Below are 12,515 nucleotides of genomic sequence, written 5' to 3'. Positions count from 1 at the left end.
CCCCCGCCCGTTTCAGAAGTGCGACCATTCCTCTTCGTGGACGGCCAGCGCCGTGTTGCCGATTGCGCGCGGCGCGGCCGGCGGCATCGGGCGGCTGCCGCGCGTGACGACACGCTGCTGAGGCGCATGGACCGGTGAGGCGGGCATGGTGGTGCGCAGGCGAAAGCGTCCGATCTGCCGCATCATGCCATCGACTTCGTGCGCAAGACTGCGCGCCGCCGCGGTCGCCTGCTCGACCATCGCCGCATTCTGCTGCGTGACCCCGTCCATCTCCGACACTGCGGTGTTGATCTGCTGCAATCCCGTCGACTGCTGCCCGGCGGACGCGGCGATCGTCGACACCAGCTCGCTGATCTCGTTGATCTTGCCCACGATCCGGCCGAGCGCCGCTCCGGCCTCGGCGACTAGCTCGACCCCCGCCGTTACTTGCACTGACGAGGTGTTGATGCGCGTCTTCACATCCTTTGCCGCCTCGGCCGAACGTTGTGCGAGCGCGCGCACCTCGGACGCGACGACCGCGAAGCCCCTGCCGGCATCACCCGCGCGTGCGGCCTCGACCCCGGCATTTAGCGCCAGCAAATTGGTCTGGAAGGCGATGCCGTCGATCACCGAGATGATCTCCGAAATCTCGCTGGAGCTGCGCTCGATTCCGCCCATCGCCTCGACCGCGCGGCGGACCACGTCGCCGGACCGCTCGGCCTCGACCGTCGCGCCACGCACCGCATCGTTCGCGCTGTTGGCGTGCCCGGCGGTGCTGCGCACCGTTGACGTGATCTCGTCCATCGCCGCGGCGGTTTCCTCGAGCGAGGCAGCCTGCTGCTCGGTGCGCTGCGACAGGTCGTCCGACGCCTGGCGGATATCGCTGGTGCCGCTGTTGATGCCGGCCGCCGCCTGCGCGACCTGCGACAGCGCATCGTGCAGCGACAGCGCCGCCTTGTTGAAGTCCGCGCGGACCGTCGCGTAACTGGCGGGGAACTCGCCGTCGATCTGCGAGGTGAGGTCGCCCTGCGCCAATGAGGCGAGCCCGGCCGCCAGCGCATCGGTGACGCGCGCGACGACAAGCGTCTTCTCCTGCTCGTTCGCGATGACCGCCCGCCGGAAATCGTCGACCGCGCGCGCGATCCCGCCGATCTCGTCCTTCTGGTCGAGATGCGGCATCTCAACCGTGCCGCTCTGCGTCACCAGCGCGGGCAGCGCCGCCGCCAGCCGCCGCAGTGGCCCGACCACCTTGCCGGAGATCGTATAAAGCGACGCCCCGAGCACCGCGAGCGCGGCGACGATCAACGCGATCATCATGCCGCGTTTGGTCTGCGCGTCGGCGCTGGCGTCGGTCCCGGTCTGCTCGGCGATCTTCAGCTGAAGGTCGACCAGCTTCGCGATCGAATCGGATACCGGATCGATGCTCTGGTACAGCTTCGTCCGCACGAAGCCGTCGAGCGCCGCTCCATCGCCGCGGTCGAGGATCGCCTGAAGTTCGGCGATACGCTGGTCCGCGCTGCGCATGTCGGCCTCCGCTTTTTGCGCGAGCACCTTTTCCTCGCCGTCGATCTCGGTCAGCGAATACGCCTTCCACCGCTCGTGCAGCGTGGCCGAGCCCTGACGAACCTTGTCCGCTGCCTGCGCGACCGTGATGTTGCCGTTGCGCGCCTTGTGCGAGGCGTCGACGATGTCGACCGCATATTTGTCGGCAACGATCTTCAGATCGCGCATCGGTGCGACCCGGTCCTGGATGATGGTGTCGATCGCCGCCCTGCCGCGGTCCATGCTCCAGAACGCGAGGCCGGCGATCAGGGCGATCGACAGCCCGAGGGCTGCGAGAGAGGCGAACAGCTTTGCGCGGACGGTCATGTCACGTCCTAAACCACATTAGGCGTATCTATCTGATGAAGAACGGCCGCACCGGTTCCTTAACCCCGGATAAACCGGCGACGTACTAGCGCTGCGATCCGGTCGCCGGAATCGGGGCCAAAGGAGATCGTGGCGGATGCAAGGGTGGTTCAGGATCGAGGCGGACCGACGAGCTTCGCTGATCCGCCTGACCATGGGCGGCTTCTTCGACAGTGAAACGGTCGTGGCGATGCGCGCGCAGATGGTCACCGCGATCGATTCGCTCACCTGTCCGCCCAACGAGCATCTGACACTGTGCGACATGCGAAGCATGGACATTCAGAGCCAGGAGCGCGTGGAGGAATTTTCGCGGCTGGTCGGCAGCGACGACGTCCGGTCGCGCCGGCTGGCCTTCGTCACCGCCAAAAGCCTTGCCCGCCTGCAGGCCAAACGACTGTCGTCGCGCCCGGGACTGGAATTCTTCTCCGACCCGGAGAGCGCACACGACTGGCTGACGCGCTGATCCTCGCGCCCGGCGCGTGGCCGGCGCGATGCGCGCGCAATATGAGACACGCTGACTGCTGGAAAAAGGAGCTTTCCGCTCGCCGCTTTGTTACGAACATGCCGTGCATCGTCGCTGACGCCCGACCGTCGATGCCGCAACGAAGTGAGTCCCATCCTATCTCCGCAGCGTATCAGCAAACGGCCCATCCGACATGCGAACCCGAACGGCCGGCCGGCGCGGCAGGGTGCGCAGCGCTGATCGAAGCACGGGACTGGGCAGCGACGCCGCTCGGTGCCGCCGACGCCTGGCCCGAACCGCAGGCGACGACGCTGGCCACGGTGCTGCGCTCGCCCGTGCCGATGGCGTCGTTCTGGGGCGAGTCGGGCGTCATCCTCTACAACGATGCCTATGCGGCGCTGATCGGCGACCGCCACCCCGCGCTGCTGGGTTCGACCGCGCGGGACGGGTCGTCGGAAGACATGACGTGCGACGATCATGTCCGGCGGGTCCGGCGCGGGGGTGACCCGCTGAGCGTCCGCGATCAGGCGGTGACGGTCCGGCGCGCGGGATATCCGGAATCCCGCTGGTTCGATCTCGCTTATTCGCCCGTCGTCGATCGGCACGACGCGACCGTCGGCGTGCTGTGCGTCGCAGCGGACACGACCCAGCACGTCGTCACCGAACGTCTCGCCACGTTCCAGCTGACGCTGGCAGACGATCTTCGCGGCTGTGCCACGCCCGAGGCGATCATGGCGCTGACCGCGCGCCGGCTGGGAGAGGAACTGGCCGCGAGCCGGGTCTTCTATGCCGAGATCACCGCGCAGGGCCGGATGACCGTCGAACGCGATTACGCGCACGGCGTGTCGACGATCGTCGGGACGCACTCGCTGGAGAGTTTCGGGCCCGACCTGCTCGCCGCCTATCGCGACGGTGCTCCGGTCGTCGTGCGCAACGTCGGCGCGGACGACCGGCTGAGCGATGGCGCGCGCGCCGGGCTGACCGCGCGCGAGGTCGGCGCGTTCGTTGACGTCGTGCTGTTCCAGGAAGACGCATGGGTCGGGCTGCTCGCGGTGCAGAGCGCTACGCCGCGCATCTGGACCGCGATCGAGGAGCGGCTGATCCAGGGCGTCGGCGAACGGGTGAAGGTCGCGGTGGAGCGTGCCCGTGCCGAGGTCGCGCTGCGCGCGATGACCGGGACGCTCGAACAGCAGATCGTCGAGCGCACCGTCGAGCTGCGGCGCTACCACGACATCGTCGAGGCGACCGTCGCGCCGATCTGCGCCTTCGACACCCGCTACCGGCTGGTCGCCTGCAACAAGGCGCACATGGAGGAATTCCGGCGGCTGAACGGCTGCGATTCCGTCGTCGGCGCCGTGTTTCCTGACCAGTTCGTCCCCGATCAGGCCGCCATCCTGCGCGGGTTGATGCACCGCGCGCTGGCGGGCGAGAGCTTTACGATCATCGAGCGCTTCGGGCGACCGGAGATCGGCCTGTCCACCTGGGAGATCAGCTTCACCCCGCTGCACGACGACGACGGAAACGTGATCGGTGGCTTTCACCAGGCCAATGACATCTCCGAACGCCTCGCGGCGGAAGCTGAGCTGGCCGTCGCACAGGAGGCGCTGCGCCAGAGCCAGAAGGTGGAGGCGATGGGTAGCCTGACCGGCGGCGTGGCGCACGACTTCAACAATCTGCTGACGCCGATCATCGGCGCGCTCGACCTGCTGCTCCGCAAGGGATTGGGCAACGAGCGCGAGCGTCGGATGATCGACGGCGCGCTGCAGTCGGCCGATCGCGCGAAGACGCTGGTGCAGCGGCTGCTCGCGTTCGCGCGCCGACAGCCGCTCCAGCCCGTCGCGGTCGATATCGCGGGACTGATCCAAGGTATGGCCGACCTCATCGGATCGACGGTCGGACCGACGATCGCGCTGCACGTCGACACCACCGCCGAATTGCCCTCGGCGCGGGCGGATACCAACCAGCTTGAAATGGCGTTGCTGAACCTCGCGGTGAATGCGCGCGATGCGATGCCGGACGGCGGGACGCTGACGGTGAAGGCCGAACGCTGCGTCGTCGCGCCGCACGAGAAGACCGAGGTGCCGGTCGGGCGTTACATATGCCTCAGCGTCGCCGATACCGGATCGGGGATGGATGCGGCGACCCGCCAGCGCGCGATCGAACCGTTCTTCTCCACCAAGGGCGTCGGCAAGGGCACCGGCCTCGGCCTTTCGATGGTGCATGGCCTGGCGGCGCAACTCGGCGGCGGTCTGACGATCGACAGTGCACCGGGGCACGGGACCAAGATCACCCTGTGGCTGCCGCTGAGCGTCGTCGCCCCGACGATCCCGGACCGGCACGAACCGTTCGATTTGCCGGCGATCCGTTCGGGAACGGTACTGCTGGTCGACGACGAACATCTGGTGCGCGCCAGCACCGCCGACATGCTGGCCGAACTCGGCTACGTCATTGTCGAGGCCTGTTCCGCTGCCGAGGCACTCGGCCTCGTCGATGCGGGATTGTCACCCGACCTGCTCATCACCGATCATCTGATGCCCGGCATGAGCGGCGCACAGCTCGCGCAGGCGCTATCGGATCACCTGCCGGACCTCCGCACGCTGATCGTGTCCGGCTATGCGGAGGCGGACGGGATCGATGCCGGGACGGCCCGGCTCAGCAAGCCGTTCCGCAACGACGAGCTGGTCTCCAGCATCGCCCTTCTCACCGCCCGGCCGCGTGCGGCAGCCAGTCCGGAACTCGTCCCGTAGCTGGTTCCGGGGCGTGCGGTCCGGACGTGGACGCGATGACGGATGCTAGATGCGTGAGCTTGTCGGGATTTCTGACGATGTAGATCGTCGCGATTTTACCGTCGCGAACATCCAGCGCCGTGGTCTGCAGGATCCCGCCCCGTTCGATGCTGATATAGCCCGGCAGCCCGTCGATCGTGGCGGTGCGCAGCAACCGCGGCGCCTCCGGCCGCTTGCGCTTCTGCGCGACGAACAGCCGCACCGCGCGGTCGATGCCGTGGAGAACGTTGCGGAACGCGAGCACCTTGCCGCCGCCATCGGCATGGATGGCGACATCCTCCGCCAGCAGCGTCGACAATGCCGCGGTGTCGCCGTCACGTGCCGCCGCGAAAAAGGCATGGCTGATCCGCTCCGCCTCCGCCGTCGCGACGGCGTAGCGCGGGCGCGCCGCCTGCACATGCCGGCGCGCCCGCGACGCGAGCTGACGCACCGCGGCGGGATCGCGTCCGAGCGTGATCGCGACGTCGCCGAGCGAGACGTCGAAGACATCGTGGAGCAGAAACGCGGCGCGCTCGAGTGGTGACAGCCGCTCCATCGCGAGCATCAACGTCACCGTGATGTCGTCGGCGATCGTCGCGACGGGATCGACTGTTCCGACCAGCGGGTCGGGCAGCCACGGGCCGATATAGCGCTCCCGCATGGCCCGCGCCGACTTCAACCGGTCGAGGCACAGGCGGGTGACGATTCGCGTCAGATAGGCGGCGGGAGACTCGATGACGCCGCCCGCGCGCTCCCATCGCAGCCATGCGTCCTGCACGGTATCCTCGGCCTCGCTGAGCGAGCCGAGCATGCGATACGCCAATCTCGCCAGCCGCTTGCGCTCTGCCTCGAAGGCGACGACCCGCTGATCGATAACCCGCTCCGCCATCTCCGTGCTCCTATCATCGGCCAGGGGGCCGCGCCCGCAGGACGAGGCAGCGTTGGCCGGTGTGACATCGATTGGCGGTGGTCGGCATGTCACACCCCCTGCCCCGCCCTCGTCATGGCCACGGGCGCCGCCTGGAGGCGCCAGCGATGAAGGATATGCCATGAGCGAGAATGCGCGACTGATCTGGAACGAGATCGCACCCGAGGGGGCAAAGGCCCTGTTCGCGATCCACCCTTACCTCCTCAACGAGACCGCACTGCCCGCGGAGCTGATCCACCTCGTGTTCCTGCGCGTATCGCAGATCAACGGCTGCGCCTATTGCATCGACCTGCATACGCGCGACCTGCTGAAGACCATGGCGGCGGACAAGGTCGCGCTGATCCCGGTGTGGGCGGAGGTGCCGCATCTCTTCCCCCATCACTATCGTGCGGCACTCGCGTGGGCCGAGGAAGTGACGCTGATCGCCGAGACGCGCGCGTCGGATGCGGCCTATGCCGCCGCAGCCGCGGTATTTGCGCCCAAAGAGCTGGTCGATCTGACGATCACGATCGCCGCGATGAACGCTTTCAACCGCCTCGGCGCGCCGTTCCGCCTGCCGGTGAAAGCGCGTCCCTGAGCCGGACCGCCGCGACACGACGGACGGACTTTACCCGCAAAGGGTGAATCATCGACGTGCCGGCGTCGTTTTCCCTTCTGTTTCGCCGCCGGCTGACTCATGGGATCGTCATGCCGATCCGTCCCGAGAACCGCTGGCTCTACCCGATCGACTGGGCGCAGCTGTCGGCGACGGTGCGGTTCGAGCGCGCGGGATCGCGGTGCGAACGGTGCGGCCGCCCGCACCTGCGTCGGGTGGTGCATCTTGGCGACGGCCGATGGTGGGATGCCGATGCCGGCCACTGGCGGACAGCGCACGGAGCGCGGACGGCGCTGGCGGACGGGTTGCTGCTTTCCAGCATCCGGACCACCAGGGTCGTGCTGGCCTGCGCGCATCTCGACCATGATCCCGGCAACAGCACGTCCGGCAATCTCGCCGCGCTGTGCCAGCGCTGCCACCTGCTCCACGACGCCGAGGAGCACCGGTGGCAGCGGTGGTGGAACCGCTTCCGGCGCCGGGCGGTCCGCGACCTTTACGAAGACCCGCGCCTTACAAGACAACGGCTTGCCCGGGTTCGCCGGATGGCGCTCGCCGATGGTGGTGCTAAGAGCCGGCACGATGATGGACGGTATCGGTGATCTGGAACTCCGGCATGGCGCGCGACGCGCGGGCGCCTATGCACGCGCCGAGCCGGTCATCCGCTGTCTCGAGGCGACGATCCACCGGCATCGCGCCGCGACCGGTCGCCTCGACGGCCTGCCCGACACCCGCACGATGGTCGCGGCGTGCCACGACAGCGGGCTGGCCGCGCCGCGCGGCGGGCCGATAACCGCCGATACGGTGCGTCGCGCGCTGCGGCTGATGGGATTGCGGTAAGCCGGCTCCGCGCTGCGTCGGCGGCGAGATCATTTGTACCACCACCATGTCGACCAGCCCGGCCTGCTGTTCGTAGTGGCGATCGAGCAGCAGATGCCGTTGATAGAATATTGTGGCTGACATCTGCCAGTGCTGCTTCCTGTACGGACCGCGCACATCATGGTGTCGGCGAGAACCGCATTCGCGATCGAGACGCTTTATTTGCGCGCATTCTTCAGGAGATCGAGCGGCAGGTCTCTCGATGTGCCGAACGCTGGATCTCACGTTGTTCGGCCCTTAATATCACCTGCGGCCGACCGGTGTTCGCCACGGACACACCCCGGCTGTGATGGGATTTGATGCCGAAGCGTTCGCTACGCCGGAGAGTTCCCCGCGCGGCGGGAATGCTCCAGCAATATCCGTGGCGATGGTCCTGATACGGATTAATTATTGTTCTGACCGTCGCGACGGGAACGCGGGCGGCGTTGCATCGTCCAGCAGAAGATTTAGCTGGGCGAGGTCGCGTGACCCAACCGACATTGGTTTTTTTACATGCACTGGGTGCGAGCAGGCGGGAATGGGATCTCGTGCGCCGCCACCTGCCCGACCATCCGTGCCTCGCGCTCGACCTGTCCGGCTTTGGCGACCGCGCCGACGACGGCTATGCCGATGTCGCGACGATGGCCGATGAACTGGTGACCGTCATCCGGCGTGAGCAGCTGACCGCGTGCGTGCTGGTCGGGCACAGCATGGGCGCCAAGATCGTGACGCTGGTCGCGGCGCGCGCGATGGCGGGCGAGCGCGGGCTCGCCGGGGTGCTCGGCGTCGTGCTGGTCGCCGGCTCACCCCCCTCCCCCGAGCCGATCGCGCCGGACCGTCGCGCCGAGATGATCGGCTGGGTCGCGGACGGCGCGATCGGCCGCGCCGAAGCCGAGACATTCGTCGCTGCCAACACCGCCGCGCGCCTGCCCGACGCACAGCGCGAACAGGCGATCGCCGATGTCGAGCGGTCGAGCCGCGCGGCATGGCTGGGGTGGCTGGAGCGCGGCAGCCGCGAGGACTGGAGCCCCGGCGCCACGAACATCACGATCCCGGCGCTGATCGTGGCCGGCGCCAGAGACGGCGATCTCGGCGCGGCGGCGCAACGCCGGCTCAACCTGCCACATTATGAGAATGGTTCGATCCGCATCGTCGAGGGCGCCGCGCATCTGATCCCGTACGAGCAACCGGCGGCGCTGGCCGCGCTGATCGCCGGCCATACGCGGGCGGTCGCCGCGGCCGCACTGCCGGACGCGTTCGTCCGCGTGCTCGGGTCGGCACGCGTCAGCCATCGCACGCGCGCGGCGATGCTGGCGCGAACGCGGCCCCTCTCCGCCGCGGCGTCCGGTTGGACCGCCGCGCAACTGGCGACGGTCGCCGCGCTGATCGCGCAGGTCCTGCCGCACGTGGGCGCGGACGACGCGCTGGCGCGGCGCGTCGGTGCGGCGGTCCATGGGCCCGGCGACGGCTGGCGCTTCGCCGATCTTCCGTCGGACACCGAGGCCTGGGCGCGCGGACTCGCGACACTGGACGCGCTGACCGGCGGATTTGCGGCGTTGTCACGGCGCGACCAGCGCGACTGGCTGATGCAGGTCGACGACCGCAGCGCGGGGATCGACGGGCGCGCCGATTGTCTGACAGCCGGGCAGATGGCGCTATGGTTCCAGGACGCCCGCGCCGAGATCGTCCGGCAGTGGATGGCGACCCCCGCTGCGATGGCGACGATCGGCTATGACGGCTTCGCGGTCGGCGGCGATGGCGAGCGCAAGCAGGGCTATGCGCGTACCGCCGCCGACGACATCGAACACTGGCAGCAGGCCGCGGAGCCCGGCGCATGAGCCGCGCACCCTATGCCGGAAACGACGTCGTCGATGCCGTGGTGATCGGGACCGGTGCCGGCGGCGCGCCATTGCTCGCGCGGTTGGCCGAGGCGGGTCTGGCGGTCGTCGCGCTGGAGGCCGGCCGCGCGTTCCGCCCAGACGAGCATGTCGCCGACGAGCTGGCGGCGGACATCTACTGGATGGAGGAGCGACTGAGCGGCGGCGACGATCCGACCGCTTTCGGCGCGAACAACTCGGGAATGGGCGTCGGCGGCTCGACGCTCCACTGGGGCGCGTTCTGCCCGCGCCCGACCCGCGCGACCTGCAATTGAAGACGATGACCGGTCAGGGTGCGGACTGGCCGGTCCCGCACGCCGAGCTGGTCGACTATATTCGCCGGGTCGAGGCCTTTACCGGCGTGTCCGGACCGGCGTCCTATCCGTGGGACGCCACCCGCCACTATGCCTTTCCCCCGGTCGCTCGCAACGCGTCGGCGGATGCAATGGCGCGGGGCTGTGCGGCGTCCGGGATCACCGCCGCCGACGCGCCCGCGGCGCTCGTCTCGCGCGACCGCGATCAGCCGCACTGGGGACAGCGGCAGGCCTGCGTCAATTGCGGCACCTGCCATCAGGGCTGCCGCAATGCCGCCAAGACCAGCATGGACACCTGTTACCTGCCGCAGGCGGTTGCGCAGGGCGCGGAGATCCGCGCCGGGGCACGGGTGCTCTCTCTCGACATCGACCGCAACGGGCGCGTCGCCGGTGTCATCTACCGGCAGCACGGCGAGGAGCGGCGCCAGCGCTGCCGCGCGGTGTTCCTGTGCGCGGGCGGCGTGGAGACGCCCCGCCTGCTGCTCAACCTCGGCATCGCCAATGCCAGCGGCCAGGTCGGTCGCAACTTCATGGCGCATGTCGCGACGCAGGTCTGGGGCAGTTTCGACGCCGAGATGCGGATGAACCGCGGCTATCCGTCGTCGCTGATCAGCGAGGACATGCTGCGGCCCGCCGACGCCGATTTCGCCGGTGGCTATCTGATCCAGAGTCTCGGCGTGCTGCCGGTCAATCTGGCGAACGGGCTCGCGCGGGGTGCGGGGCTATGGGGCGAGCGGTTGCAACAGCTGCTGCTCGGCTACAATCGCCTGGGCGGGATCGGGATCAACGGCGACTGCCTTCCCCACCCCGACAATCGCCTGACATTGTCGGACGAGCTCGATGCGTTCGGTCATCGCAAGGCGCGGATCGACTTCAGCTATCATGCCAACGAGCGGGCGATCGACCGGCATGCCCGGCGCACCATGGCCACGATCTGGGATGCTGCGGGCGCGCGCGACGTGTTCGCGATCGACCGCTCGGCGCATACGATTGGCACCTGCCGGATGGGCGATGACGGCGACAGCGCGGTGGTCGATGCGGACGGGCGCAGTTTCGAGATCCCGAATCTGCTGATCTGCGACAATTCGATCTTCCCGAGCGCGCTGGCCGCCAATCCGGCGCTGACAATCATGGCGCTGTCGCTGCGGACGGCAGAGAAATTCCTGGCGGCGTAAAGCTTCCGGTCACAGGTCGTCGATACGTCCGGCGCGCGTTCGGATCGCCGCGCCGATCGGGTCGACCAGTGCCGCGGGCGTGTCGGCCGGCATCGTCTCCACCGCACGGTCGAACGCCGTCGCAGCGGTCGTGCGCAGTTCGGCAAGCAGCGCACGGGTCGAGGCCTCGTCATAGCCGGCGCGCACTGCGGTCTGGAGGAAATGCCGCGGGGCGATCTCGTCGATCCGGTAGCGGCGCCGGTCGCCGATCGCCATCGCCAGCCGCATCTGGCGTCGGTTGATCTGGTGTGCGGCAAGGCTCGGCTCGGCGGACAGCACGTCATAGAGCGGGGTGGCCGCGAACCGCCCCCCCGGCCCGAGATGGATGCTGAAATTCTTGGCATGGCCGTCGGTCGCGCCGAGCAGCCAGAAGGCGACCACCGCCTTCATCACCATGCGCCGGTCGACGTCCGGGCGGTCGCTGGCGCTGAACAGGCGCAGGATGTCGGCGACCCCGGGCCCGCCGTGATCCTCGTACTTGCGGGTCGGCGGTACGCCGAGCGCCTGGCACAGGTCTTCCTGGGGGCGGCGGAGCAAGCGGCCGTCGCGGGCGCGAAAGCGGTCGAAGCGCTCGACGACCAGTACCGGCCGGTCGCCGAAGTGTGCGATCCGCGTCGCCGCGACCGGCAGCCCGAGTTCACGCAGGAAAGCGAGGCACAGATGCTCGTTCTCGACGCTGTTCGACAGGTCGATGCCGTTCGGCAGTTCGCCGATCGGCGGCTTGAGGATATGGGTGGTCGGCGTGGTCCCGCGCGGCCGCATCCACTGCCCGTCCGACCACAGCAGTGCGGTCTTCTCCTGCGCGCCGGCGATCGAAATGCGGAAAGCGTCGTCCGCCTGCAGCCCGAGCGGCGCGCGGCCGAGATTGCGGAGCAGCGCGTCGACCGCGGCTTCCCCGATCGGTTCGGCATCGAGCGTGGCGGGGCCGGTATCACCCTCCCCCTCCGGCAGGAACTGGAGCGCACCGACGCAATCGCGCCCGACCGCGGCGAGCAGGCTGTAGGCGTCTGCGCCCCCTGCCCCGACCCGGCCGGCGATCCGTCGACGAATATCGTCATTGTCGGGAAGCAGATTGTCGAAGACCGCGACCACCGGCGCGCCGGTGTAGCGCAGCGTGTCGAGTGGCAGTGACAGCGATACCGGGATGGCATGCTCCCAGTCCAGCCAGTCGCTTGCATAGCGGAAGTCGATCGCGCCGTTCGCGGCCCGCGACAGCTGCCCGACCTGTCGCCCGTTCAGCAGCACCGACAGCGCGGATGAACGGCGCGCCATGTCAGAAGAGGTCCTCCAGCGCCGGCCCGCTGTCGCTGCGCGGGCCGAGCTCGACATCGAGCCTGAGAGCGGTCAAAACCGCGAACAGCGTATCGAGCGTTGCACCATCACCATTCTCAAGGCTGGAGATTGTCGCCTGTCGAAGGCTGGTGCGCCTGCCGAGTTCGGCCTGGGTCAGTCCGGCGGCACGACGGGCGCGGCGCAGGGCTTCACCGAGCGACTTGGGGGAGCGGACCAGCGATACCATCCACGCACGATACGGTTTTCCGCATCATTCGGCAATATACGGAAAAGCGTTTTCGCGGCTTTGCGGGCGGCTGCCCCGGTCCCGCTTATCGCTCAAAA

Annotated in this window: 12 protein-coding genes; 8 read left to right on the top strand and 4 right to left on the bottom strand. The window is 68.6% G+C overall.

The features are described from left to right. Nucleotides 1-12: 12 nt before the first annotated feature. Nucleotides 13-1,848 carry a methyl-accepting chemotaxis protein gene (locus BACI71_RS06815; RefSeq protein WP_159756722.1) on the bottom strand — a complete coding sequence of 612 codons (1,836 nt, stop codon included), beginning with the start codon at nucleotides 1,846-1,848 and terminating at the stop codon, nucleotides 13-15. 136 nt (nucleotides 1,849-1,984) lie between these two features. Between BACI71_RS06815 and BACI71_RS06810 the strand changes: the two genes are divergently transcribed. Beyond that, a complete protein-coding gene (locus tag BACI71_RS06810; protein ID WP_159756719.1) occupies nucleotides 1,985-2,350 on the top strand; it encodes a hypothetical protein in 366 nt (121 codons plus the stop codon). Nucleotides 2,351-2,670: 320 nt separating this feature from the next. Further along, the gene (locus tag BACI71_RS06805; RefSeq protein ID WP_159756698.1) at nucleotides 2,671-5,097 is read left to right on the top strand and encodes an ATP-binding protein; all 2,427 of its coding nucleotides are present in this window, start codon (nucleotides 2,671-2,673) and stop codon (nucleotides 5,095-5,097) included. Here BACI71_RS06805 and BACI71_RS06800 read toward each other — a convergent pair. After that, nucleotides 5,051-6,004 (bottom strand): sigma-70 family RNA polymerase sigma factor, encoded by a 954-nt coding sequence (locus BACI71_RS06800; protein ID WP_159756695.1) that lies wholly within the window; start codon nucleotides 6,002-6,004, stop codon nucleotides 5,051-5,053. The two genes, BACI71_RS06805 and BACI71_RS06800, sit on opposite strands and share 47 nt — an antisense overlap. A 160-nt stretch (nucleotides 6,005-6,164) precedes the next feature. Between BACI71_RS06800 and BACI71_RS06795 the strand changes: the two genes are divergently transcribed. From BACI71_RS06795 to BACI71_RS06775, 6 genes are all read left to right on the top strand, one after another. Then, entirely contained in the window at nucleotides 6,165-6,620 is a 456-nt protein-coding gene (locus BACI71_RS06795; protein ID WP_159756692.1) for a carboxymuconolactone decarboxylase family protein, read from the top strand. Between the two features lie 110 nt (nucleotides 6,621-6,730). Then, entirely contained in the window at nucleotides 6,731-7,237 is a 507-nt protein-coding gene (locus BACI71_RS06790) for a hypothetical protein (RefSeq protein WP_236552864.1), read from the top strand. Continuing rightward, nucleotides 7,221-7,475 carry a hypothetical protein gene (locus BACI71_RS06785; RefSeq protein ID WP_159756689.1) on the top strand — a complete coding sequence of 85 codons (255 nt, stop codon included), beginning with the start codon at nucleotides 7,221-7,223 and terminating at the stop codon, nucleotides 7,473-7,475. The genes BACI71_RS06790 and BACI71_RS06785 overlap by 17 nt, the downstream gene beginning before the upstream one ends. 503 nt (nucleotides 7,476-7,978) lie before the next feature. After that, the gene (locus tag BACI71_RS06780; RefSeq protein ID WP_201297319.1) at nucleotides 7,979-9,331 is read left to right on the top strand and encodes an alpha/beta fold hydrolase; all 1,353 of its coding nucleotides are present in this window, start codon (nucleotides 7,979-7,981) and stop codon (nucleotides 9,329-9,331) included. Then, the gene (locus tag BACI71_RS17875) at nucleotides 9,328-9,645 is read left to right on the top strand and encodes a hypothetical protein (RefSeq protein WP_236552862.1); all 318 of its coding nucleotides are present in this window, start codon (nucleotides 9,328-9,330) and stop codon (nucleotides 9,643-9,645) included. Before BACI71_RS06780 ends, BACI71_RS17875 begins: the two co-directional genes overlap by 4 nt. 5 nt (nucleotides 9,646-9,650) lie before the next feature. Further along, the gene (locus tag BACI71_RS06775) at nucleotides 9,651-10,859 is read left to right on the top strand and encodes a GMC oxidoreductase (RefSeq protein WP_236552861.1); all 1,209 of its coding nucleotides are present in this window, start codon (nucleotides 9,651-9,653) and stop codon (nucleotides 10,857-10,859) included. A gap of 9 nt (nucleotides 10,860-10,868) precedes the next feature. On the opposite strand, the gene BACI71_RS06770 is transcribed toward BACI71_RS06775, so the two are convergent. Together BACI71_RS06770 and BACI71_RS06765 are read right to left on the bottom strand one after the other, a co-directional pair. Beyond that, nucleotides 10,869-12,170 carry a type II toxin-antitoxin system HipA family toxin gene (locus BACI71_RS06770; RefSeq protein WP_159756686.1) on the bottom strand — a complete coding sequence of 434 codons (1,302 nt, stop codon included), beginning with the start codon at nucleotides 12,168-12,170 and terminating at the stop codon, nucleotides 10,869-10,871. 1 nt (nucleotide 12,171) lies between these two features. After that, nucleotides 12,172-12,417, bottom strand: coding sequence for a helix-turn-helix domain-containing protein (locus BACI71_RS06765; protein ID WP_159756683.1), 246 nt, complete (start codon nucleotides 12,415-12,417; stop codon nucleotides 12,172-12,174). Between the last annotated feature and the right edge of the window lie 98 nt (nucleotides 12,418-12,515).

It is taken from the genome of Sphingomonas sp. 8AM (assembly GCF_902506455.1).
Taxonomy (GTDB): Bacteria; Pseudomonadota; Alphaproteobacteria; order Sphingomonadales; family Sphingomonadaceae; genus Sphingomonas.
Note: the sequence above shows the minus strand (reverse complement) of the source record. Positions and strands in the feature narration are given on the sequence as shown.